General features: G+C 55.9%; 24 protein-coding genes, 1 pseudogene and 1 riboswitch. All 25 genes and pseudogenes read left to right on the forward strand.

From position 1 onward, the window contains the following. A pseudogene (locus JDF658_RS14510) lies at nt 1-530 on the forward strand (hypothetical protein); the annotation flags it as partial. Continuing rightward, entirely contained in the window at nt 524-1,069 is a 546-nt protein-coding gene (locus JDF658_RS12360; protein ID WP_078664572.1) for a chromate transporter, read from the forward strand. The pseudogene JDF658_RS14510 and the gene JDF658_RS12360, both read left to right, overlap by 7 nt. A 2-nt stretch (nt 1,070-1,071) precedes the next feature. Then, on the forward strand, nt 1,072-2,121 hold the full coding sequence (locus JDF658_RS12365; RefSeq protein WP_079907864.1) for a hypothetical protein: 1,050 nt from the start codon (nt 1,072-1,074) through the stop codon (nt 2,119-2,121). 65 nt (nt 2,122-2,186) lie between these two features. Next, a riboswitch (SAM riboswitch) is annotated at nt 2,187-2,303 on the forward strand. A gap of 75 nt (nt 2,304-2,378) precedes the next feature. Further along, nucleotides 2,379-3,302: a hypothetical protein gene (locus JDF658_RS12370; RefSeq protein WP_078664574.1), complete on the forward strand. Its 924-nt coding sequence runs from the start codon at nt 2,379-2,381 to the stop codon at nt 3,300-3,302. Then, nucleotides 3,286-3,531, forward strand: coding sequence for a methylenetetrahydrofolate reductase C-terminal domain-containing protein (locus tag JDF658_RS12375; RefSeq protein WP_078664575.1), 246 nt, complete (start codon nt 3,286-3,288; stop codon nt 3,529-3,531). Before JDF658_RS12370 ends, JDF658_RS12375 begins: the two co-directional genes overlap by 17 nt. 12 nt (nt 3,532-3,543) lie before the next feature. After that, nucleotides 3,544-4,422, forward strand: a complete 879-nt coding sequence (locus tag JDF658_RS12380; protein ID WP_079907866.1) for a methylenetetrahydrofolate reductase — start codon at nt 3,544-3,546, stop codon at nt 4,420-4,422. After that, complete coding sequence (locus JDF658_RS12385; protein WP_079907867.1) at nt 4,412-5,215, forward strand: histidinol-phosphatase HisJ family protein; 804 nt, start codon at nt 4,412-4,414, stop codon at nt 5,213-5,215. The genes JDF658_RS12380 and JDF658_RS12385 overlap by 11 nt, the downstream gene beginning before the upstream one ends. 69 nt (nt 5,216-5,284) lie before the next feature. After that, the gene (locus JDF658_RS12390) at nt 5,285-5,689 is read left to right on the forward strand and encodes a bacteriohemerythrin (RefSeq protein ID WP_078664578.1); all 405 of its coding nucleotides are present in this window, start codon (nt 5,285-5,287) and stop codon (nt 5,687-5,689) included. A gap of 197 nt (nt 5,690-5,886) precedes the next feature. Beyond that, on the forward strand, nt 5,887-6,324 hold the full coding sequence (gene mraZ, locus JDF658_RS12395) for a division/cell wall cluster transcriptional repressor MraZ (RefSeq protein ID WP_079907869.1): 438 nt from the start codon (nt 5,887-5,889) through the stop codon (nt 6,322-6,324). Nucleotides 6,325-6,344: 20 nt separating this feature from the next. Continuing rightward, nucleotides 6,345-7,277, forward strand: a complete 933-nt coding sequence (rsmH, locus tag JDF658_RS12400; RefSeq protein WP_079907870.1) for a 16S rRNA (cytosine(1402)-N(4))-methyltransferase RsmH — start codon at nt 6,345-6,347, stop codon at nt 7,275-7,277. Between the two features lie 28 nt (nt 7,278-7,305). Next, a complete protein-coding gene (locus JDF658_RS12405) occupies nt 7,306-7,806 on the forward strand; it encodes a cell division protein FtsL (protein ID WP_078664581.1) in 501 nt (166 codons plus the stop codon). Between the two features lie 21 nt (nt 7,807-7,827). Then, a complete protein-coding gene (locus tag JDF658_RS12410) occupies nt 7,828-10,047 on the forward strand; it encodes a stage V sporulation protein D (protein WP_107753676.1) in 2,220 nt (739 codons plus the stop codon). A 122-nt stretch (nt 10,048-10,169) separates the two neighbouring features. After that, nucleotides 10,170-11,651 (forward strand): UDP-N-acetylmuramoyl-L-alanyl-D-glutamate--2,6-diaminopimelate ligase, encoded by a 1,482-nt coding sequence (locus tag JDF658_RS12415; RefSeq protein ID WP_079907872.1) that lies wholly within the window; start codon nt 10,170-10,172, stop codon nt 11,649-11,651. 5 nt (nt 11,652-11,656) lie between these two features. Next, nucleotides 11,657-13,042 (forward strand): UDP-N-acetylmuramoyl-tripeptide--D-alanyl-D-alanine ligase, encoded by a 1,386-nt coding sequence (gene murF / locus JDF658_RS12420; protein ID WP_159446635.1) that lies wholly within the window; start codon nt 11,657-11,659, stop codon nt 13,040-13,042. Further along, complete coding sequence (gene mraY, locus JDF658_RS12425) at nt 13,035-14,006, forward strand: phospho-N-acetylmuramoyl-pentapeptide-transferase (protein WP_078664584.1); 972 nt, start codon at nt 13,035-13,037, stop codon at nt 14,004-14,006. The genes murF and mraY overlap by 8 nt, the downstream gene beginning before the upstream one ends. A gap of 12 nt (nt 14,007-14,018) precedes the next feature. Continuing rightward, complete coding sequence (gene murD / locus JDF658_RS12430; protein WP_079907876.1) at nt 14,019-15,371, forward strand: UDP-N-acetylmuramoyl-L-alanine--D-glutamate ligase; 1,353 nt, start codon at nt 14,019-14,021, stop codon at nt 15,369-15,371. 6 nt (nt 15,372-15,377) lie between these two features. Then, nucleotides 15,378-16,484: a putative lipid II flippase FtsW gene (ftsW, locus tag JDF658_RS12435; protein WP_143312005.1), complete on the forward strand. Its 1,107-nt coding sequence runs from the start codon at nt 15,378-15,380 to the stop codon at nt 16,482-16,484. Nucleotides 16,485-16,502: 18 nt separating this feature from the next. Further along, complete coding sequence (gene murG, locus JDF658_RS12440; RefSeq protein ID WP_079907877.1) at nt 16,503-17,612, forward strand: undecaprenyldiphospho-muramoylpentapeptide beta-N-acetylglucosaminyltransferase; 1,110 nt, start codon at nt 16,503-16,505, stop codon at nt 17,610-17,612. Between the two features lie 90 nt (nt 17,613-17,702). After that, nucleotides 17,703-19,118, forward strand: coding sequence for a UDP-N-acetylmuramate--L-alanine ligase (gene murC, locus JDF658_RS12445; RefSeq protein ID WP_278308127.1), 1,416 nt, complete (start codon nt 17,703-17,705; stop codon nt 19,116-19,118). Continuing rightward, nucleotides 19,094-19,990, forward strand: a complete 897-nt coding sequence (murB, locus tag JDF658_RS12450) for a UDP-N-acetylmuramate dehydrogenase (RefSeq protein ID WP_079907878.1) — start codon at nt 19,094-19,096, stop codon at nt 19,988-19,990. Before murC ends, murB begins: the two co-directional genes overlap by 25 nt. Nucleotides 19,991-19,994: 4 nt before the next feature. Beyond that, complete coding sequence (gene murA / locus JDF658_RS12455; RefSeq protein WP_078664588.1) at nt 19,995-21,275, forward strand: UDP-N-acetylglucosamine 1-carboxyvinyltransferase; 1,281 nt, start codon at nt 19,995-19,997, stop codon at nt 21,273-21,275. A 92-nt stretch (nt 21,276-21,367) separates the two neighbouring features. Further along, nucleotides 21,368-22,108 (forward strand): cell division protein FtsQ/DivIB, encoded by a 741-nt coding sequence (locus tag JDF658_RS12460; protein ID WP_159071907.1) that lies wholly within the window; start codon nt 21,368-21,370, stop codon nt 22,106-22,108. Between the two features lie 14 nt (nt 22,109-22,122). After that, a complete protein-coding gene (locus JDF658_RS12465) occupies nt 22,123-22,452 on the forward strand; it encodes a small basic family protein (protein ID WP_078664590.1) in 330 nt (109 codons plus the stop codon). 81 nt (nt 22,453-22,533) lie between these two features. Continuing rightward, entirely contained in the window at nt 22,534-23,616 is a 1,083-nt protein-coding gene (gene ftsZ / locus JDF658_RS12470) for a cell division protein FtsZ (protein WP_078664591.1), read from the forward strand. A gap of 126 nt (nt 23,617-23,742) precedes the next feature. After that, nucleotides 23,743-23,908 (forward strand): sigma-E processing peptidase SpoIIGA (locus tag JDF658_RS15050; protein WP_200805683.1); only part of this gene is annotated, 166 nt, incomplete at its 3' end.

The raw sequence follows: 23,908 nt of genomic DNA on the forward strand, positions 1-23,908 counted from the left end.
GGAGCAGAGTGCTGCTGGCTTCTGCCCTGGACCGCCCCTGGCTGGCTCAGGCTCTGCTGACCAGCGGGGCAGACCTCTGGCTGGGGGATGCCTGGCTGGCCCTGGGTTTGCCTCTGCTTTTTCCCGGTCTCAAGGGTTTTCAGGTGCTGGCCCGGCTGACCATGCCTGGTTTAAGGCGGCTGCCCTTGCGTTATCTTTATCCCCAGCGGCAACAGCAGGAAGGGCAGCGACGCTGGCGGCCCCTGGGCCCGCGGACTTTTGACTGGCTGGCCGGGGATAGCCATTTGCTGCAAAAGGGAGCCGGACACTGGCCGCAGGCCCGGATCCTGGCCAGCACTGTCAGGCCCCGGGATTTAACGCCTTTTGCCGGGCGTTTATACTATCTTTACCCCTGTCTGGCACCTGGCCTCAGTCCGGGGGCCAATCTCTGGGAAGCCATCGCTTCTGCACTGAGCATGGATGGCATCGGATTCTGGCAAAAATATCACAGCTTTGCAGGCAAGTGCCTGGGGGAGGGCAAATTATGCTGACAATCTGGCAATTGTTTCTGGCTTTTTTTAAAGTAGGCATTTTCGGCTATGGTGGTGGCCCGGCAGCCATTCCGCTGGCCCAGCAGGAAGTGGTGGAAAATTACCACTGGATGAGCAAAGAGGAATTCACTGATATGCTGGCCATGGCCAATGCCCTGCCCGGACCTATTGCCACCAAGATGGCAGCTTATGTAGGTTATAAAATGGCCGGCTGGTGGGGGGCGGTTGTTGCTCTGGCTGGCGTAGTGGTGCCCACTGCCGTAGCGGTGGTGGCCCTGGGGGCTTTTTTCTGGCGTTATCGCCATCACCCGGGGATTGCAGGGATGTTGAAGGCGGTACGGCCCGTGGTGGTTGTGCTGCTGATTCAGACAGCCTGGGAAATGGGAGCAAATGCCTTTCCCGACCAGTTCACCTGGATAATTGCGGCTGCTTCCCTGCTGGCCCTGCTCTGGCTTAAAATCCACCCGGCCTGGGTGATTTCAGTTAGTATGGCCCTGGGTTTTTTTCTGCAAGTGGGACTTTTTAAGGAGGGACGGTAGTTATGGCAGTAAAAGTAACAGGAATCGGCAGTTTGCCCCATCAGGAGATTGAAGCAGGACTGGCATTAATCCAAAAATATATGGGAGACTGGCCGCACTGGCCGCAATTTCCCGCCCGGGGCTGGCAGGAGGAGTTTGTACCCCAGTATGTTTCCCCGCTCATCCAGCTGGGTCTGGTAGAAAAAAGAGGTACAAAACTGGTTTTTGCTACCGACGGGGAAGATTTTCCCCTGCGTCTGGCGGATTTCTACGAACTTTACCTGGCAGCTCAGGAGGGGGAGAGCAGGGCTCTGGCCGCTTTTGCCCTGCCGGAAGCAAGTGCCAGCGGCCTTTACGCCCTGGTCCGTTCCATTCAGGCTGGCAACTGGCAGGCCCAGGGAGTAAAAGGCCAGCTGAGTGGCCCCATTACCATCGGCTTTCAGCTCTTGCAACCCGATGGCCGGGCGGCTTACTATGATGAGCAGTTGCGGGACGTGATCCTGAAGGCCTGTGAAATGGGAGCCCGCTGGCAGACCCGTTTTTTGCGGGAAGAAACGGGGTTGCCGGTAATAGTCTCGGTGGATGATCCAGGTATCTATGCTCTGGGGCTATCCACCCACATTACCCTGACCCGGGAAGGCATCAAGGAGGATTTGACCACGGTTATGACTGCCATCAAGGCCGAGGGCGGAAGAACCGGTCTGCATTGCTGTGCCGGTACGGACTGGTCCATGGTGATGGAATGCCCGCTGGATATTCTCTTCTTTGATGCCTATGAATATCTTACCTCCTTGCTGGTACATATACCGGCTTTGCAGGCCTATTTCCAGCGAGGTGGGGAAGTGGCCTGGGGACTGGTACCCACTTCTCCCCGGATTGAGACTGAGACCGCAGAGTCCCTGCTGGCCCGCTGGCAGGAAGTGCTGGCAGCCCTGGAACAGCGAGGACTGGACCGGGAACTGGTGCTGCCCCGGAGCTGGCTGACTCCCAGCTGTGGCACAGGAACCCTGTCTGTGGCAGCAGCGGAAAAGGTTTACCATATAACAGCTGAGCTGGCGGAAAAAATTTTCTAAAACAGTTGACATTTTCCCCTGATCTGCATAAAATAGCTTTGTAAACAATTTCATAGGAATTCGTACTCTTATCCAGAGAGGTGGAGGGACTGGCCCGATGAAACCCGGCAACAGCCCATGCGTTGGGGACGACGGATGGGAAATGTGCCAATTCCTGCAGGTGTTTACCTGACAGATAAGAGGAAGAAGGCTATTTATGTCCTCTTCTGCTTATCTGCAGGAGAGGATTTTTTGTTTTCGGGAAAGGGGTGCAGACGATGAGAAAACAGAACCAATGGCAAAAAATTCAGGGGCTGCAACAGTTGCTGGCCAGAGAAACCTGCTGGTATGCTTACAGCCGCAGTGCCTGGTACCGGCAGCTCTGGGATCGCTGGCAACTCCATCCCAAGGACCTGACCGACTGGCAGGTATTTGGCCGCTGGCCCCAGGTGGAAATAGATGATTGGCCGGAAGGAATTCAGCTGACTGAAGAAGAATACTGGAATGGGTTGATCACCGTTACCGATGGCCGGGGTGGCCGCCGGCTGGTGCCCTATACCAGCAAGGACAAGGAACAGGGGATTGAGGCCTACCAGACTCTCTTTCAATTTGCCGGTATCGGCAAAGGGGATAAGGTGGTAATCTGCCCGCCCCTGCCGGGCCTGCTGGACTGGGCCGTTCCGGCCCTGGAACGGCTGGGAGCCTTACCGGTGTTGATTGAAGCCCGGGCTCTGGCCTCCACCCTGGTGGGCAAGGAACCCACCGTGCTGATCATGGGAAAGGAGCAACTGCCTTACCTCTATGGGCTGCCCCTGAAACGGCTGTTGCTGGTCTGGCTGGAAGGGGAAGAAGGGGGCCTGGCGGAGGCCATCCAGGAGGCGCGGCAAATCAGCAACGGGGAGGTAACGGCTCTGGTGCAGCCAGCCTGGTTGCCCTTCCCGGCAGCCATTACCTGTGAAAAGGGCAGTATCCACTGGTTGCATGAACATGTTCTGGCCCAGCAGTCTCCTGGCAACCGACTGCTGCTGACCAGCCTGCGCCTGCAGGCCTGGCCCCTGGTCCGATATGTCAGCCAGCTCAAAGGTATCTGGTCCACTTCCCCCTGTGCCTGTGGTCGGGATGATACTCCGGTGTTGATCAGCCTTGCTACCTGGGGCAAGGAAAAGAAAAGGGGGGGCCAGAGCAATGCCGCAGCCCGCTAAATCCTGTCAGCTTTGCCAGACCTGTCTCAAGCAGCAGACCTTTGACATTTGTCCGGTGCGAGCCTGTGCCAAAGGCTTGAACAGCGGGCCCTGTGGGGGCACCAGGCCGGGCGGCCAGTGCGAGGTGGGCAGCCGCCGCTGCGGCTGGGCCCTGATCTTTCAAAAAGCCAAAACCGCTGCAGTTGCTCTGCCAGCGAATGCGGGCATCAATTTGAAATTCTACGGATAAGGAGAGGTAGCCTTGTTGCAGCAAAAACTGGCTCAGGGGCGTCAGGTATTAACGGTTGAGTTGCCCCCGCCCCGGGGGATTGCTTTTCAGGAAGTGCTGGAGCTGGCCCTTGCTATCAAAGAGAAAGTTACAGCTTATAATATCACCGATAACCAGCGAGCGGTCATGCGCATGAGCCCGGTAGCAATGGCCGCTCTTTTGCTTCAGGCTGGCCTGGAACCTATTTGCCAGTTTACCTGCCGGGATCGCAACCGTTTGGCTCTGCAGTCGGAAATCCTGGGGGCAGCAGCTCTGGGTGTGCGCAATTTTTTGCTGCTAACCGGGGACCATACGCTGGTGGGGGACTGTCCTGGCGCCAAACCGGTTTTTGACCTGGATTCGGTCCAATTGCTGGCTGCTGCTGACAATTTGCGCCGGGGTTTTGCCTTAAACGGTGAACCCTTGCAGGGAGTACCGGATTTGTTTCTGGGGGCGGTGGTTAACCCGGCCCCGGAACTCAGGGAAATGCAGATCTGGAAACTGCAGAAAAAAATCCGGGCCGGGGCAGCCTTTGTCCAGACCCAGGCCATCTATGACCCCGGCATCCTGGCGGATTTCCTGCAAGAGGCGGGGGAATTGGGCGTCCCCATCCTGGCCGGGGTGATACCACTGCGTTCCGCCCGGATGGCGCATTTTATGAATGCCAACATTCCCGGCATTCAGGTGCCCCCGGCTATGATTCGCGCCCTGGAAAAAGCAACAGACCCTCTGGCGGAGGGGCTGGCCATAACTGTTGAGCTCATCCGCGAGCTCAGAACCCTGGTGCCGGGTATCCACATCATGCCGGTCAATACCTTGCGGGCTTTGCCCACTTTGCTGGCCCGTCTGGAGGGAGAAAAACATGAAGGTTGATTATCACATTCACACCGCCCGCTGCGGCCATGCCAGCGGCAGGATGGAAGAATATGTAGAGGCAGCCCTGGCCCGTGGTTTTGCGGAAATAGGCTTTGCTGATCATCTGCCCATGTACTGGTTGCCGGAAGCCAAACGGGATCCGGAAATCGCCATGACCTTTGCCCAGTTACCCGGCTATGTGGCAGAGGTTAAGCAATTGCAACAAAGATATCCAGGTATCTCCATCCGCCTTGGCATAGAAGCTGACTACCTGCCGGGCTGTAAACCCCGGCTCCTGCAAGCCCTGGCTGGTTATGACTGGGACTATATCATCGGCTCGGTACACTTCCTGGATGACTGGGGCTTTGATGATCCCCGGCAACTGGAGGAATATAACCGGCGGGATCCGGAACAATACTGGGAAGAATATTATCGCCTGATCCAGGAATCGGCCCTGGCCGGGGTTTTCGATATCATCGGCCATGCTGATTTGATTAAGAAGTTTGATCCACCCCGGCCCAGCCAGTTGTATCGCCTCTATGATGAGACTGTGGCAATCCTGGCCCAATGCCAGGTGGCAGTGGAAATCAATACAGCCGGCTGGCGGGTACCGGCCAGGGAACAGTTTCCGGATGCCGATTTTCTGGCCCGCTGCGCCCGGGCTGGCGTGCCGGTCACCTTTGGTTCCGATGCCCACAAGCCGGAGCAGGTAGGATATAACTGGGATAAGGCGATAGACCTGTTGAAAGCGGTAGGATATCGGGAAATCGCCTTCTTCAAGTCAAGAAAAATTTTTTTGCAGCCTCTATAGATAAAGAGGAAATTCACGAATTCTGTCGAATGGTAATCATTATTAATAAAACCGGGGGGAGTGAAGACAATGGCAGTAAACTGGACGCCAGCCCTGGCGGTAGGAGTAGCGGAAATTGACCGGCAACATCAGGAACTGTTTCGCCGCATTGATAACCTGTTAACCGCCATGTCCCAGGGGAAGGGTAAGGAAGAAGTGGGCAATATCCTGAAGTTTCTCGAAGACTATGTGGTGGTGCACTTTACCGCTGAAGAAAAACTGATGCAGAGCCACAACTATCCCGCTTTTAATGAACACCTGGCCCAGCATCAGGCCTTTATTCAGGATTTTGCCAAACTGAAAGAGCAGTTTAACCGGGAAGGTCCTTCTACCATGGTGGTTCTTGCGGTACAGCGCCGGGTGGTGGACTGGTTGCGGGAACACATCAGTCAACGGGATAAAGCCATCGGCGAATTTTTGCAAAAAGGGAAGTAAAGAAGAAAAACATTAATTGAGAACAGCGGGTTCTGTGCGGTCTAAAAGCATGGAACCCGCTGTTTTATGTAGCAGTGATTAAAAGTTTTTGGGACTTTTTTTCAGCCAGCAGCAGGAAAAAAGCAATGAATAGAGAATATAGTGGAGTAAAGTGGTGAGAAGTGGTTAGTTGTGGTGGCGAAGTGGGGTGAAAATGGATGTTCATGGGGGAATATCATCATACCATCGATCCCAAAGGCCGGCTGATTATTCCCGCCAAACTCAGGACTGGCCTGGGAGATCGCTTTGTCGCCACCAAAGGCATGGACAATTGCCTTTTTCTTTACCCCATGAACGAATGGCAGATCTTAGAACAAAAGCTGAAAGCCTTACCTTTCACCCGGGCTGATGCCAGGGCCTTTGTCCGTTTTTTCTTTTCCGGGGCTACTGAATGTGAAGTGGACAGGCAGGGGAGGATCCTGTTGCCGGCTAACCTGAGGGAATATGCCAAACTGGATAAGGATGTGGTATTCCTGGGGGTTTCCAGCCGGGTGGAGATATGGAGCAAGGAACTGTGGGAAAAATACAGTCAGGAAGCCGAAGCTTCCTACAGTGAAATTGCTGAAAAAATCGTAGACCTGGATTTGGGAATTTAGGGACAAAGGAGCTGACAGCAGTGGAGTTTCGACACAAGTCAGTGTTACTGGAAGAATGCATGGCGGCCCTGAACCTGCGACCAGGGGGTGTCTATGTGGACTGTACCCTGGGAGGAGGCGGCCACAGCCAGGAGATACTGCTCAGAACCGGGCCCGCTGGCAAACTGGTGGCCTTTGACCAGGATCCGGCGGCCATCCGGGCAGCAGGGGAAAGGCTGAAAGAATTCGGTGAACGGGTAACCCTGGTTCAGTCCAATTTCGTGAAATTGGAGGAGAAACTGCAGGAGCTGGGCTATACAGGTGTGGATGGCATCCTCTTTGACCTGGGAGTGTCATCCTATCAGCTGGATACGCCGGAAAGAGGGTTTTCCTACCAGCATGATGCCGTGCTGGATATGCGCATGGACCCGACTCAGCCAATCAGCGCTCGTGATTTACTGAACGAATGGCCGGAGGCGGAAATCGCCCGGATCATCAGAGAATATGGAGAGGAACGCTGGGCCAATAAAATTGCCGCCCTGATTGTGCGGGAACGCACAAACCGGCCGTTAGAAACTACCGGACAGCTAGTGGAACTGATCAAAAGAGCCATTCCGGTCAAAGCCAGGACCGGGGGGCCCCATCCCGCCAAACGGACTTTTCAGGCTTTGCGGATAGCTGTCAATAATGAACTGGAAAATTTCCGCTCTGCCCTGTTGCAGGCGGTGCGGATGTTGAAATCCGGGGGCAGGGTGGCGGTGATCACCTTTCACTCCCTGGAGGATAGAATAGCCAAACAAACCCTGGCCGAATTGGCCCGGACCTGTGTTTGTCCGCCGGAGTTGCCGGTATGTGTTTGTGGAAAACAGCCGGAAGTCAAGCTGATCGGAAAAGCAATTGAGCCTTCGGCGGAGGAAGTGGCAGAGAACCCGCGGGCCCGCAGTGCCAGATTAAGGGTGGCGGAAAAAATTTAAGTCATAGAGGGACAGGAGGTTGAATAAATTGTTGGTAGCGAAGGAGAGGGTGGATTTCCATTATGCCGAGCAGGCGACCAGACAACGGCCCGCAAAAAGACCGGTTGCCAGAAAAAGAAAGAAAGAAAATGTCGCTTTGCTCTTGACGGTGGTCATGGTGGGGTTTATTTTAGGATTAGTGGCCGCTTATCGTTATGCCATGCTGGCTCAGGCCGGCTACCGGCTGGACCAGTTGCAGAAACAGCTGGCGCTGGCAGAAGCGGAAAATCAGCAACTGCAGATGCAGGTAGATCAGCTCAAGTCTTTGCAGCGGATTGAGGCAATTGCTACCACCAAACTGGGGATGGTCAGACCTGATGGGACGCAGATGGTAGCGGTAACAGCACCAGTCCAGGCGGAATCGGTACATACCGCACCTGTAAAAGAGAAAAAGTCCCCGGTGGTTTCTGCTGCCCAGACCATTCAGCAGTCTTTAACGGAATTTTTTGCCCAGATCAAGAAAGGAACCGCTGAAGCCAGAATCAATTAATCGGCGAAGGAGTGGGGCGTGGTGTATGCCACCGGTATTATCATGCGGAGGCGGATTTCCATCTTAATGGCCGGTATCGGCCTTATTTTGATTTTGCTGCTGTTGCGGCTGGCCTGGTTGCAGTTCATCCGCGGCGATGAACTGACTAATAAGGCGCTGGAAAACAGGTTGCGGGAAGTGCAGCTGGAACCCAAGCGCGGTGTAATCTATGACCGTAATGGTAAAGAGCTGGCCATCAGTGTCAGTGCCGATTCGGTTGGAGCGACTCCAAGCCAGATTAAAGATCCGGTGGCGGTGGCAGAGGAACTAGCTCCCATTCTGGAAATGGACAAAGAAAAACTGATTAAATTATTAAGCAAGAAGGCCAGTTTTGTCTGGATAGCCAACAAGATCGACAGCCAGAAAGCCAGGAAAATCCGGGAAAAAAACCTGCCCGGGATTTCCCTGTATGAGGAACCGTTGCGTTATTACCCCAATGGCAGTTTTGCTGCTCATTTGCTGGGGTTTGTTCAGTTTCGCGGCAATATCGGCGGTGGCGGGATAGAGGCGGCCCTGGAGAAAGAGTTACGGGGAATACCGGGAAAAATTGTGGTGGAATATGATGCAGCAGGTCGGCCCATTCCCCAGGCTACCCACCGTTATTATCCCTCGGTAGAAGGCAACAGTGTGGTGCTGACCATTGATGAGACTATCCAGCATTTCGTGGAACGGGAACTGGATAAGGTGATGGAAAAGCACAAACCCGCTCATGCTGCCATAATAGTAATGGATGTCAAAACCGGGGAAATCCTGGCCATGGGGGTGCGGCCAACCTATGACCCTAACCAGTATTTCAAGTTCCCCCATGAACTGTGGTCCAAGAATTTTGCCGTAGCAGATGCCTACGAGCCTGGTTCTACTTTCAAGGTCATCACTGCCGCAGCTGCTCTGGAGGAAGGGGTAGTGCGGCCCCAGGACCGTTTTTATGATCCCGGTTTTAAAGAAGTGCTGGGAAAAAAGATTAAATGCTGGAAAGCCGGAGGCCACGGCAGCCAGAGCTTTGTGGAAGTGGCCCAGAATTCCTGTAACCCGGGTTTTATTGAGGTGGCTTTGCGGCTGGGAGTGGAAAAATTCAGTCGCTACGTGCGGGCTTTCGGTTTTGGCATGCCCACCGGCATTTCCCTGCCGGGGGAAGGGGAAGGGATTCTGGTCAATCCGAAAAAAGCGACCCAGCTTGATCTGGCTACCATGGCCATCGGCCAGTCCAATGCTGTTACACCCATTCAGCTGATTACCGCAGTGGCTGCGGTGGCCAATGATGGGATGCTGATGAAACCCCAGGTTGTTAAGGAAATCCGGGATATAAAAGGCAATGTGGTCAGGACCTTTGCACCCCAGCCGGTGCGGCAGGTGATTTCCACCACTACGGCCCGGGAACTGCGAGGGATCCTGGAACACGTGGTGGCCCGTGGTACCGGGCAAAAAGCCTATCTGGAAGGCTACCGGGCGGCCGGAAAAACGGGTACAGCCCAGAAAGCCGGGCCTGGAGGGGGATATGTGGCTGGCAAGTATGTGGCTTCCTTTGTCGGTTTTGCCCCGGCGGATAACCCCCGGGTAGCAGCTCTGGTGGTGATCGATGAACCCCAGGGCGGAGAATATTATGGTGGGGTCATCGCTGCTCCTGTATTCGGGGCGGTGATGGGTGACACTCTGAAGTATCTGGGGGTAATGCCCCAGCTGGATGCCGGGGTTAAACCTGATCCCAAACTGATACCCCGGCAATCCCGGCCGGAACAGCCAGGCGAAAAGCTCAAGGCAGTGGAAGTGCCTTCCCTGGTCAACCTGCCGGTAGCGGAGGCCAGGCAGCTGGCGGAAAAGGCCGGACTCAAGGTGCTGGTGGAAGGGGAACAGGGCGTGGTCCAGCGCCAGTTCCCTCTGGCAGGAGCTGTGGTCACCCAGGGCACGGAAATCCTTCTCTCCACCCGGCGGGGTGAAGTGCCTGCGGGTACCAGGGTGACAGTACCGGATGTTAGTGGCAAAACCCTGCGGGATGCCGCTACCTTGCTGGCTTTGACCGGATTGAGGCTGGAGGCGGAAGGCAGCGGGGTGGCCTATGAGCAAAGCATAGCTCCCGGGGAAAAGGTGGTGGCTGGAACGGTGGTCAGGGTGAAATTCCGCCCTCCGGCAGAAGGAGGAAGTGGAGGGAACAATCCGACCCAGCCAACGGCCGGAACCTTGCCTGATTCTGAACTCAAGGATTAAAAAGCGAGCCGGTGGACAGAGTTGCTGCCGCCGGCTCTTTAGTTTATAATTTTATTTTATAGTGAATAATACATAATATATTAAGGAAAGCTTTGCCAAGACCGGATAAGGAGGCATTCAGCGTGATTCTAAGTGAACTGCTTCAAGGACTGAAGACCAGCCAGGTGATAGGATCGCTGGCAGTAGAAATAAAGGGGATTGCCCACGACTCCCGCCGGGTGGAACCGGGCTTTCTCTTTGTGGCAATCCCGGGTTTTCGGGTGGATGGCCATGCTTTTATTCCTCAGGCTCTGGCTGCCGGAGCGGTGGCAGTGGTGGGGGAGAAGAAACCGGCAGACTGGCCGGAAAATGTTACCTGGATTGAAGTGCCAGACAGCCGTCGGGCCCTGGCTCCGCTGGCTGCCCGCTTTTACGGCTATCCAGCCAGCAAGCTGACCTTGATCGGGGTAACCGGTACCAATGGCAAGACTACCACTACCCATCTGGTGGAAGCAATTCTGCGCCAGGCCGGGCACAAAGTGGGCCTGATGGGTACCATTTACAACCGTCTGGGGGAGGAGATTTTGCCTGCTGAAAATACCACTCCCCTGCCCCTGGAATTGCAGGCGAACCTGAAACACATGGTGGAGCGGGGGGCCAGCCATGTGGTGATGGAAGTATCCTCCCATGGTCTGGACCTGGGCCGGGTGGATGAATGTTACTTTGCTGTGGGGATTTTTACCAACCTAACCCAGGACCATCTGGATTACCACGGCACTCTGGAAAATTACCGGGCGGCCAAGGCGTTATTGTTTAAAAAGGAGCGTTGCCGCATTGCGGTCATTAACCTGGATGATGCCCAGGGGGACTATTTCCGCCAGCTGGCGGAAAGGGAGGGTCTGGAGGTCTGGACCTATGGCCGACAGAAAGGGGCTATGGTCAGGGCCCTGCATCCTCGCATTACTGCCAGTGGCGTCAGTTTCCAGGTTGTTACCCCCAGAGGGGAGGCGGAAATCCAGTTGCAGCTGACAGGGGATTTCAATGTTTATAATGCCCTGGCTGCCCTTGGTGCTGGACTGGCTCTGGGTTATGAACTGGACTTAATCAAGCAGGCTCTGGCCGCTGTCCCCGGGGTGGCCGGTCGTTTTGAAAAGGTGGAGGCCGGTCAGCCCTTTACCGTGATCGTGGATTATGCCCATACGCCTGATGGACTGGATAATGTTTGCCGGACTGCCCGCCAGCTGGTACCGGCCGGACAGGGGAGGCTGATTACCGTGTTTGGCTGTGGCGGGGACCGCGACCGGGGCAAGCGGCCGAAAATGGGTGCCATTGCCGCCCGTTACAGTGATTATGTGATCATAACCTCAGATAACCCCCGCACCGAGGATGCGGCGGCCATTCTGGATGAGATTGAGCCGGGAGTGCGGGAAGCCGGAGGGAATGTGCCTTATGAAAAGATTGTGGATCGGCGGGCAGGAATTCGCCGGGCCCTGGAACTGGCCCAGCCTGGCGATCTGGTGCTGATAGCCGGTAAAGGCCATGAGACTTACCAGATTATCGGTCAGCAGGTGCTGCCTTTTGATGACCGCCAGGTTGTGCGGGAAGAATGGCAGCGGAAAGGGTGAGGAGCATGTTGCCATTGACTCTGGCGGAAATCGCCAGTGCTGTCCAGGGAGAACTAAAGGGCGGTCAGCCGGAAACGGTCATCAGCGAGGTGGTTACTGACAGCCGGCGGGTCCAGCCGGGACAGCTCTTCATCGCTCTGGTAGGGGAAAAGCATGATGCCCATAGCTTTTTACCCCAGGTAGCGTCAGCAGGAGCGGAGGCGGCTATTGTCAGCCGCCTGCCGGCAGAGGCCCTGGACTTGCCCTTGATTCTGGTGAAGGATACCCTGGTGGCACTGCAGCAGCTGGCAGCTTATGTTCGCCAGCGCTGGGGCGGGAAAGTGGTGGCTGTCACCGGCAGTGTGGGCAAAACTTCTACCAAAGATCTGCTGGTACAGGCTCTGGGATCCAGCTGGTCGGTTCGGGGGACTCAGGGCAATCTCAATAACGAAATCGGACTTCCCCTGACTATTTTGAGTCTTACGGGCCAGGAAGAGATTCTGGTTACAGAAATGGGCATGCGGGGGCCGGGTCAGATCGCAACCCTGGCTGACATCGCCCGGCCCGATCTGGGCATAATCACCAATATCGGGGATGCCCATATCGAACTGCTGGGCAGCCGGGAGGCTATCGCCCGGGCCAAAGGGGAATTGCTCTACGGGCTCAAGGCCGGCGGTCGGGCCATTCTCTGGGGGGATGACCCTTACTTGCGCCGGCTGGGCCAGGAATGGCAGGGGGACGTGATCTGGTATGGACGGGGGGAAGATTGTCATTTTCGGTTGACCTCCCTGCAGCTGGAGGCGGAAAGCAGCCGCTTTCAGGTGTTAACACCAGTGGGGCTGCTGGACCTGACTTTGCCCCTGCCCGGGGAGGCCATGGTCAATAACGCCCTGGCCGCCCTGGCCGCAGTCTGGGCTCTGGGGGGCGATGTGACCCGCAGCGGGGCAGCTCTGGCTCAGGCTCGTCTCTCCGGTATGCGCCTGGAAAAGAAAGAAATCAAGGGTGCGGTGATAAGAAATGATGCTTATAATGCCAATCCCCAGTCCATGGCGGTGGCGCTGGCCATCCTGGCCCGGCAGCCGGGGGAAAAGGTGGCTGTCCTGGGAGACATGCTGGAACTGGGGCCGATCGAGGAAGAGGCTCATCGCCAGCTGGGGCGGGAAGCCGGCAGGATGGGACTGGCTTTTCTCCTCACCATTGGCCCCCGGGCCCGCTGGATTGCCGAGGAAGCGGCCAGGGCAGGGCTGGCCGCAGACCGAATCAGGGCCTTGCCGGGACGGGAAGGAGCAGCCGGGCTGTTAAAGCCCTGGCTCCGGCCGGGAGTGACTATATTGTTTAAAGCCTCCCGTGGCATGGGATTGGAGAAGATTATCGGAGAACTGGAGCAGGAGGAGACTATGGCCAATGGTTAAAATTGCACTGGTTTTTGCTTTGTCGGCACTTTTTACCCTGGTTCTGGGGCCTGTTTTTTTGCCCTGGTTGCGCCGGCTCAAATTCGGTCAGTATATCCGGGAGGATGGGCCCAAAGCCCACCAGGCCAAGGCTGGCACTCCCACCATGGGTGGGTTGATGATGCTGGTCAGCCTGCTGGTGGTAACCCCCTTGCTCTTGCCCTGGCAGCTGGAGACGCTGGTGTTGCTCTTGTTTACTATCGGCTATGGCTTGATCGGTTTTGTTGATGATTACATAAAAGTTGTGATGAAACGCAACCTGGGCCTCAAGGCCAAACAGAAGATGCTGGCGCAGACTCTGCTGGCCCTGGCTCTGGCCTGGATGGCAGCTTATGGTCTTGACCACGGACCCCGCATCATGCTGCCGGTGCTGGGCCAACCGCTGGACCTATCCTTTCCTCTCTTTGCCCTTTTTATCTGGCTGGTGGCGGTGGGCACCACCAATGCTGTCAACCTGACTGACGGACTGGATGGACTGGCAGCCGGGGTTACTACTATCGTTGCCCTTACCTATGCGGTAATTGGAGCGGGTCAGGGCCAGCCAGCGGCAGCCCTGTTTGCGGCAGCCCTGGCGGGAGCCTGTTTGGGCTTTTTACGCTATAACCGGCATCCAGCACAGGTGTTTATGGGGGATACTGGTTCCCTGGCTCTGGGGGGAGCGCTAACCGCACTGGCAGTGGTGACCAGGACGGAACTATTGTTACCGGTACTGGGAGCGGTTTATGCTGCTGAAACCCTGTCCGTCATCATCCAGGTAATATCTTTTAAAACTACGGGTAAACGGGTTTTCCGTATGAGTCCTTTGCACCATCACTTTGAGCTGGGAGGCTGGCCGGAAAGCCGGGTAGTACGGACCTTCTGGAGCGCTGCCGCCATTGCCTGTGCTATTGGCCTGTTGCTCTGGCTGGCCGGCATGGTAGGATAAGGAGGATTAGACATGGATTTACTGGATAAAAATATACTGGTAGTAGGGATGGCCAAAAGTGGGGTAGCAGTTGCCCGCTTTGCCCGGGAAGCAGGGGCGCGAGTGACCGTCTGTGATGCCAAGAGCCGGGAGGAACTGGGGGAGAAGGCTGCTGAACTGGAACAGGCAGGCGTCAGGGTAGTGGCTGGTAGCTATCCCCGGGTAAGCCGACAGGAGTATGACCTGGTGGTACCCAGCCCGGGAGTGCCCCTGACCGTTTCACCTGTGGCAGAGGCGATGGCAGAAGGCATACCGGTTTTCAGTGAGATTGAGCTGGCTTCCCGCTACATTAACCAGCCGCTGGTAGCTATTACCGGCACCAATGGCAAAACCACCACCACATCCCTGATTGGTGCCATGACTCGCCAGGCCGGGTTAAAGCCCTGTGTGGCGGGGAATATCGGGCAGCCCCTGATTGCGGAAACCAGAGGCGATTATGGGGTCTATGTAGTGGAAGTCAGCAGTTTTCAGGCTGAAACTACAGTGGAATTCCGGCCCAGAGTAGCGGTGATCCTCAATGTCACCCCTGACCATCTGGACCGCCATGGGACGATGGAAAATTATGCGGCTGCCAAGGCCAAAATCCTGGCCAATCAGCAGCCGGAAGATTTCGCAGTCCTCAATTATGATGATGAATGGGTACGGGCAATGGCGGCTCAAACCCGGGCCCGGGTTATATTTTTCAGCCGCACGCATAGACTGGAAGAAGGGGTCTGCTGTGAGGAGGGGCAGGTAGTGGTGAAAAGCGGCGGACAGACTACCGTGATCTGTCCGGCCAGTGAAATTGCCATTCCGGGAGCCCATAACCTGGAAAACGCCCTGGCAGCTGTGGGTGCAGGCTGGGCCCTGGGAATAGAGGCTGCGGATCTGGCCCGGACCCTGAAAACTTTCCCTGGAGTTCCTCATCGCCTGGAATTTGTGGCGGAAATCCAGGGAGTAAGGTATATTAATGATTCCAAAGGCACCAATCCTGATGCGGCCATTAAGGCCCTGGAGGCTTATGAGCAGCCGATTGTCCTCATTGCTGGTGGCAAAAACAAGGGCAGTGACTTCGGTCTGTTTGCCCGCAAAATCAAGGAAAAATGCCGGGCGCTGGTGCTGGTAGGGCAGGCTGCTCCTGCCATTGAAGCAGCAGCCATTGAGGCAGGGGTCAGTCCCATTTACCGGGCCAGCACCTTTGCTGAAGCGGTGCATCTGGCTGCCGCCGCCGCCCGGCCTGGCGATGTAGTCCTTTTATCCCCGGCTTGTGCTAGTTGGGATATGTTCAACAATTATGAAGAACGGGGGGAACTCTTTAAACAGCTGGTTCACAGTTTAAGGAGGTAATGACCCGTGTATACCAGGAGAAGGGCGCCCGATTTTCTGCTTTTTCTGGCCGTAATGTCCCTGCTGGTGTTTGGTCTGGTTATGGTTTTCAGTTCCAGCTCCGTAACCAGTTATTACCGTTATGAAGGGGATGTCTTTTTCTTCTTTAAAAAACAGCTCCTCTGGGCCTGTCTGGGCACCATTACCCTCCTGGTCATGCAAAATGTGGATTACTGGCGCTGGCGACGCTTTACTATGCCGGCCCTGTTTCTGGCCATTGCCCTGCTGCTTCTGGTCCTCTTGCCGGGAGTGGGTAAGACGGTCAATGGGGCACAGCGCTGGATCAATCTGGGGTTTATGAGTTTCCAGCCTTCGGAAACCATCAAGTTATGTATGGTGCTGTTTTCCGCCCATTATCTGGCTGCAGCCCGGCAACAGCTTCATTCCTTTACCAGGGGCACATTGCCTTTGCTGGGGGTACTGGGGCTGGTCTGTGGCCTGATTTTGCTGCAGCCTGACCTGGGGACAGCTGTGGCGCTGGCGGGTACAGTCTATATTATGCTGTATGCGGCCGGAGTGCCCTATAAACAGCTGGTCGGGCTGGCGTTAAGCGGGCTGGCGGCGGTGGCGCTGGCCATTGTCCTGGAGCCCTACCGCATGCGGCGATTTCTGGCCTTTCTGGATCCGGAAGCTGATCCCATGGGCAGTGGTTATCATATTATCCAGTCCCTTTATGCCATTGGTTCCGGTGGCTTTTTTGGCAAGGGGCTGGGGCAGAGTTTGCAAAAATATTTCTATTTGCCGGAACAGCATACTGACTTCATTTTTGCTATTATCGGGGAAGAGCTGGGTTTTCTGGGCGGGGCCCTGGTCATCTTTCTGTTTATGATCCTGGTCTGGCGAGGGCTAAGGGTGGCTATTACCGCCCCGGATGCCTATGCCAGTTTGCTGGCTGCCGGTCTGACTTCAATGGTAGGCTTGCAGGCAGTGGTCAATATCGGGGTGGTAACCGGTTCTCTGCCGGTAACGGGTATTACTTTGCCGTTTATCAGTTTTGGTGGCACCTCCCTGGTGTTCTCAATGGCCGGGATTGGACTTTTGCTCAATATTTCCCGCTATACCCTTGACCATTGACATAAAGAAGGTGAAACTATGCGTCTACTGGTGACCGGTGGTGGAACCGGGGGGCACATATATCCAGCCCTGGCGGTGGCCCGGGCCTGGCAGGAGCGGTTTGGCAGCGGCTCGGTGCTTTATGTGGGCACCAGCAGGGGCCTGGAAGCCCGACTGGTGCCGCCCACGGGTATTCCATTCCTGACGGTGGAGGTACAGGGACTGCCGCGCACTATCAACCGGGAATTGCTGACTTTTACTCCCCGCCTGCTGCGGGGATTAAAACAGGGGCGGCGAATTCTGAGGGAATTTCGGCCCCAGGTGGTGCTCGGCACCGGGGGTTATGTCTCCTTTCCTGTGGTGGCCCTGGCTACCCTGGCCGGAATTCCTGCTCTTTTACATGAACAAAATGCCTTTCCCGGTCTGGCCAATCGTTTGCTGGCCCGGCGGGTGGCGGGAGTAGCCCTGACTTTCCCGGAGGCAGCTGCCCGTTTTCCGGCCGGGGTGGAGTACCGGGTAACCGGTTTGCCGGTGCGGCCGGAAATCAGCCGGGTAAGCCGGGAGGAAGGGCTGGCCTATCTGGGGCTGGAGGGCAAACGCCCGGTCCTGCTGGTTACCGGGGGTAGCCGGGGAGCGCGCAGTATCAACCGGGCCATGCTGGGGTTCTACCGGGCGCTCAACCAGTTGCCTCCTCTGGATATAGTCCATATAACCGGTGAGCTTACTTTTGCTGAAACCATGGAATCAATTTCCGTTTTAGGTATAGAAAACTATAAAAAGGGCAATATTTACATTAAACCCTACGAACACCAGATGGCCCATGCCCTGGCGGCTGCCGACCTGATTCTCTGCCGGGCCGGGGCTACTACACTGGCGGAAATTACTGTGCGTGGCCTGCCTGCTATTCTGGTGCCCTATCCCTATGCAGCGGAAAACCATCAGGAATACAACGCCAGGGCCCTGGTCCAGGCGGGAGCGGCCCGCATGCTGCTGGACCGGGAACTGAATGGCCAGCGGCTGGTAAGTTTGCTGACGGAATTATTGCAACAGCCCCGGCGTTTGCAGGAAATGGCGGCAGCTGCCCGCCAGCTGGGGAGACCGCAGGCCTTAGCGGATCTGATGGAGTTTTTACTGGAAAAAGCCCGTTAATTTTTTGGCAGTGGACCGGACAAGCCCGGTCACACATTATAGGCAAAATTCATAGAATGCTATGCGCTTCCGGAAAGGGGTTGAAGCACAGTGAAAGAAATCAAGGGCCGGGTCCATTTTATCGGTATAGGTGGTTCAGGTATGAGCGGCCTGGCGGAACTGCTGCTGGGCCGTGGCCATCAGGTGAGCGGTTCGGATGTGAAGGCCAGCCAGGTAACAGCCAAATTGGAGCGAATGGGTGCCCGGGTCAGTATCGGTCATCGGGCGGAACTGGTGGAGGGGGCAGAACTGGTGGTGGTTTCTACCGCTATCAGGCCGGAAAACCCCGAGCTGGTGCGGGCTCAGCAAATAGGCCTGCCTATCTGGCATCGCTCCGATTTGCTGGCCTGGTTTATGCAGCAACAGGAAGGAATTGGCATTGCCGGGGCTCATGGCAAGACCACTACCACCGGCATGGTAGCCACCATGTTGTTACAGGCCGGGCTGGATCCCACGGTGGTGGTAGGTGGTACCTTCCGCACCATCGGCGGCAATGCCCGTCTGGGTCAGGGCCGTTATCTGGTGGCCGAGGCGGATGAAAGCGATGGTTCCTTCCTCAAACTGCCCATCAAGTACGGCGTGGTAACCAATATCGAGGCAGACCACCTGGACTATTACGGGGATTTGAGCAAAATCATCACCGCTTTTCGCACCTATCTGAACCGTTTGCCTGGCGATGGCCTGGCAGTCCTGGGCATCGACAATCCCCTCACCGCCAGCCTGGCGGCTGAACATAAGGGGCCTAAACTAACTTACGGTTTTGCTGCTACTGCTGATTACCGGGTAGAGGAGCCGGTGCGGGAAGGAGCCTGGCAGGTGGCGACCGTCTACGAGGGTGGGCAAAAACTGGGGCAGCTGCGCCTGGCTGTTCCCGGGCGCCATAATGCAGTCAATGCCCTGGCGGCAGTAGCCCTGGGCCGGCATTTTGGCCTGGCTTTTCCGGCGATCGCTGATGGGTTGGCTCAGTTCCAGGGTGTAATGCGTCGGTTTGAAACCCTGGGCCGGCATCTGGGTATCTGGGTGGTGGATGATTATGCCCATCATCCCACCGAAGTGCAGGCTACCCTGAAAGCGGCACGTCAGGCTGGACCCCGGCGGCTGGTGGCCTGTTTCCAGCCCCACCGCTACACCCGGACCAAATTTTTGGGTGAGGAATTTGCCCAATCTTTCGCTGAGGCTGACCTGGTGTTACTGACAGACATTTATAGTGCGGGGGAAGACCCCATCCCGGGGGTAAGCACAGAAGGGATAATTGCCGCTATGCCTGCCGAGGTGCGGGCCCGGACCCTGTATTGTCCCACTTTGCCTCAATTAAAGGAGAAGCTGTTGCAAATTCTTAAGCCCGGTGATCTGGTCTTGACCATGGGAGCGGGTAATATCCGGCAGGTGGGAGAAGAGCTGGCACAAATTTTACTGGAAGCAGAGAAAGAGGGGCGGCAGCTGTGGACAGAAGTAGCTTCCGGCTAGAAGGAGGTTTCGGGGAAATCCGCTGGCAGGAGCCGCTCAGCCGCCATACCACCTGGAAGCTGGGAGGACCAGCCCGGGCCCTGGTCCTGCCGGAAAGGCCGGATCAGGTGGCGGCTTTGCTCCGTTATTGCCAGGAGAAGCAAATTCCTCTGCTGGTGCTGGGCAATGGCTCCAATCTGCTGGTCAGGGATAGCGGCTGGCCGGGAGTTGCCCTCAAACTGAGCAAACTGCAGCAGCTGGAACTGAGCGGGGAAAAAATCAGGGCCCAGGCAGGGGTATTGTTGCCGGTACTGGCCCGGAAAACCATGGCGGCCGGTCTGGCCGGACTGGAATGGGCCGGGGGCATACCGGCCACTGTGGGCGGGGCTGTACTGATGAATGCCGGCGCCCATGGCGGCCAGATGGCCGAGGTGGTGGAGAAGGTCACCATCCTGAACTGGCAGGGAGAAGAGGAAGTCTGGTCCAGCCAGGAACTGGATTATGGCTACCGCAGCTCCCGGCTCAAGGCAGCGCGGCCAGGAGTGGTAATCGAAGCCAGTTTCCGTTTGACACCTGCTGACCCGGTTCAGTTACAGCAGCGGGCCCAGGAACTGCTGGCCTGGCGGCAACAGCATCAGCCCCTGAACTTACCCAGCTGTGGCAGTGTGTTCAAAAATCCCCCCGGGGGGAGTGCCGGTCGGTTGATTGAAAGCGCCGGTTGCAAAGGCTGGCAGGAAGGCCAAATCCAGGTCTCCCCGGTGCATGCCAATTTTTTTGTCAATTTAGGAGGAGGTACGGCAAGCGAGGCCTTGCGCCTGATGGAGCGGGTTCAGGCGAGGGTGGCCCAGGTCCACGGCATCAAGCTGGAACCGGAAGTGCAGATTGTGGGGTGACAGCATGGCTAATCAGGCTAAACTGGAAATTGTGGGTGGGCGCCCATTGCAAGGTACCATCACTGTCAGTGCTGCCAAGAATGCGGCTTTGCCGCTGCTAGCAGCAGCATTGCTTACCGAAGAAGAAGTGGTGTTTGACAATCTGCCCCGCATCAAAGATGTGGAGGCAATGCTGGAAGTAATCCAGCAGGTGGGAGGGACGATCAGGGAGCTGGAGGACGGACGGTGGGCAATCAGTGGCCGGAATCTGGATGCCAGCCGGGAAGTGCCCAATGAACTGGTGCGCAAAATCCGGGCCTCCAACCTTCTACTGGGTCCATTGCTAGCGCGTTGCGGCATGGCTCATCTATCCATGCCCGGCGGTTGCAGTATCGGGTCACGGCAGATGGATCAGCATATCAAGGGATTTCGGGCCCTGGGTTGCCAGGATATTGCCATTTCGGGAGGGTATATCAAGGCCCATGGCCCTCTGCCCTTGCAGGGAACGGTTATTCACCTGGATGTGGCCAGTGTGGGTGCGACGGAAAACATTATGATGGCGGCTACCCTGGCGGCCGGTACAACGGTAATCCGCAATGCTGCCAAGGAACCGGAAATCGTGGATTTGCAGAATTTGCTCAACAAAATGGGAGCTCGCATCCGCGGTGCCGGGACAGATGTAATCAAGATTGAGGGAGTAAAAAAACTGAAGGGAACCAGTCACAGTATTATTCCTGATCGCATTGAAGCGGGAACCCATCTGGTGGCGGGAGTGATTACCAACGGCCAGTTAACGGTGAAAAACATTATACCCGAGCACGTGGAAGCGGTGACCGCCAAACTGATGGAAATGGGGGTTAAGCTGGAAATCGGGGATGATTATATTACCGTTTTCCCGCACGACTGGCAGTTGAAGGCGGTGGATATTCGCACCCAGCCCTATCCCGGCTTTCCCACTGATATGCAGGCCCAGTTTATGGCTCTCTTGACCCTGGTCCCTGGCATCAGTTTGATTACAGAAAATATTTTTGAAGCCCGCTTTAATCAAGTACCGGAGCTCAACCGGCTGGGCGCCAATATCAAAACGGAAAATGGCACGGCCTTTATTAAAGGAGTAGCCAAACTGACCGGGGCAGAAGTGAGTGCTACCGACCTGAGAGCAGCTGCCGCCCTGGCTCTGGCCGGGCTGGCAGCAGAAGGAAAGACCATTGTGGAAAATATTCAGCACCTGGAGCGGGGTTATGAGGCCTTCGTAGAGAAGTATTGTCAGGTAGGGGCGCAGATGCGCCGGATTACAGGCAGCTAAGGCTGCTTTTTTTGGTTTTTTCCTGGACAGGCCCTCTCGCCGCAGACATTAAAATGCAGTATAATAAAAAAAGAACCGGGGAGGTGAGAGGCTTGCAGCGGAAGGTGGCTCGTTATGGTCGGCCCAGGCGGCGCTGGCGACTGTGGCAGAGTTTGTTTTTTCTGGCTTTGCTGGTGACAGCTTTTTATGTTTTTTTGCAATCATCTTTGTTTAATATTAACAGTATTGTTGTGCAGGGGAATAATGTCCTGGAGCAGGATTCCCTGCGCAAGATGAGTGGGATCAACCCCGGCGAAAATATCTTCAAGGTCAATACCGGGGAAGCGGCGCGTAAACTGGCCATGCACCCCCTGTTAAAGGGAGTGGAGGTAAAACGGGACTTACCCTCCCGGATTATCATTGCCGTCCAGGAACGCCAGGGTCTGGGGCTGGTGCCTTACCAGGGGCGCTTCTGGCTGATCGATGAAGAGGGGGTATTACTGCAGGCAGTGGACTCCCTCCAGGAAAAAAATTTGCCTCTTTTGACCGGTATCCAGCTAAAACAGCCTCACCCGGGACTGAAGCTAAACCAGCCGGGAATCAGCAGTGGCCTGGCGCTGCTCAAGATTTTGCCCCGGGAATTGTACCTCTCAACATCGGAAATCGATGTGCGGGATGAAAACAATCTGAAACTGTATACGGTGGATGGCATTGAAGTACGGCTGGGCGACGGAGAGAGAGGGCAACAGAAGATAAATCTCTTTTTGCAGGTATGGAAAGAGGTCAAAGATAAAAAACTATTGTATGTGGATGTTAGCCATCAGGGCTATCCCACCTATAAGACGGTGGAATAAAGGAGGACAGGAAAATGTGGTTGCCCATCCTGGGTCTGATTATAGGATTAGTGATCGGTTTAAGTTCTCCCCTGGCTTTGCCGGTAACCTATGCCCGTTATCTGTCAGTGGCGGTGCTGGCTGCCCTTGATTCCGTTTTTGGCGGTATCCGCGCAGGCATGGAAGGGAAATTTGATACTAAAATCTTTATCAGTGGATTTTTTACCAATACCCTGATGGCCGGTTTGCTGGCCTACCTGGGGGAAAGGCTGGGGGTTGACCTCTACATGGCGGCAATTTTTGCCTTCGGGGTACGCCTGTTCCAGAACCTGGCCATAATCCGCCGTTATCTCATAAAAAATTAGAAAAAATCCCTATTAAAAAAAAGGAAAACCGCCTTCCGCGTTGAATCTTATTACAGGGACTTTTTAAGGGAGGTTAGGTAAATGCTGGAATTCGATCTGGACCTGAATCAGTTCTGCAACATAAAAGTAATCGGCGTGGGTGGCGGTGGAAATAACGCTGTTAACCGCATGATAGCCTCCGGCCTCAAAGGTGTGGAGTTTATAGCTGTGAATACGGATGCACAGGCCTTATATCTTTCCCAGGCCAGTCACAAAATCCAGATTGGCGCCAAGCTGACCAAAGGTCTGGGTGCCGGGGCCAATCCCGATATCGGGGAGAGAGCGGCGGAAGAAAGCCGGGATGCCCTGGTGGAAGCCCTTAAGGGAGCAGATATGGTATTTGTTACTGCCGGCATGGGCGGCGGTACCGGTACCGGAGCTGCGCCGGTAGTGGCTGAGGTGGCCAAGGAGCTGGGCGCTCTGACTGTGGGTGTAGTGACCAAGCCTTTCAGCTTTGAGGGCCGCAAGCGCATGACCCAGGCGGAACGGGGGGTGGCCAATCTCAAGGCCCGGGTGGATACCCTGATCACCATCCCCAATGACCGTTTGCTGCAAATCGCTGACAAGAACACTTCCTTCATTGATGCCTTCCGTCTGGCCGATGATGTGCTGCGCCAGGGGGTTCAGGGCATCACCGACGTTATTGCTGTGCCCGGTTTAATCAACCTGGATTTTGCGGATGTGAAAACCATCATGTTCGAAACCGGGTCTGCCCTGATGGGTATCGGCACCGCCACCGGGGAGAAGCGGGCAGCGGAAGCGGCCCGGATGGCTATTTCCAGCCCCTTGCTGGAAACCTCCATTGATGGCGCTAAAGGGGTGCTGATCAATATCACCGGGGACAGCAAGCTGGGCATTCTGGAAGTCTATGAAGCGGCAGAAACCATCACCAATGCCGCTGATCCTGATGCCAATATCATCTTCGGTGCCGTTATCGATGATAACCTCAAGGATGAAGTACGGGTAACCGTTATCGCCACTGGCTTTGATCAGGTTACAGAGCGGGTCAGCCAGGGCAGCAATCCCTTCCAGCGGCCTGGTCAGCAGGACAAGCTTTATGGCCGTACCGTGGCACCCAGTGATGACAATATTGTCATCCCGCCTTTCCTGCGTAACCGCCGCTAAACTTACCAGGATTTCGACAAACTCCTGTCTGTATTAGACAGGAGTTTTCTTTTTTGCCTGCCCGATTTAGACAAATTTCTGACCAGCTTCTGTTGTATAATCAGGATGGAACGGGAGGTGCAGCCGATGGGCACCCTCTACGCTGAGGATATTTTCCTGCTTAACCTCAGTCTTAACTGGTTGATTATCTGGCTGTGTGGACGGCTTTACCACCCCTATCCGGCTCGCTGGCGGGCCTGGCTGGGGGCGGGGCTGGGGGCCCTGGCCAGTTTAGCTTATGCCTTCTTCAGTC

This window comes from Carboxydocella sp. JDF658, from assembly GCF_002049395.1.
In the GTDB taxonomy this organism is placed as follows: Bacteria; Bacillota.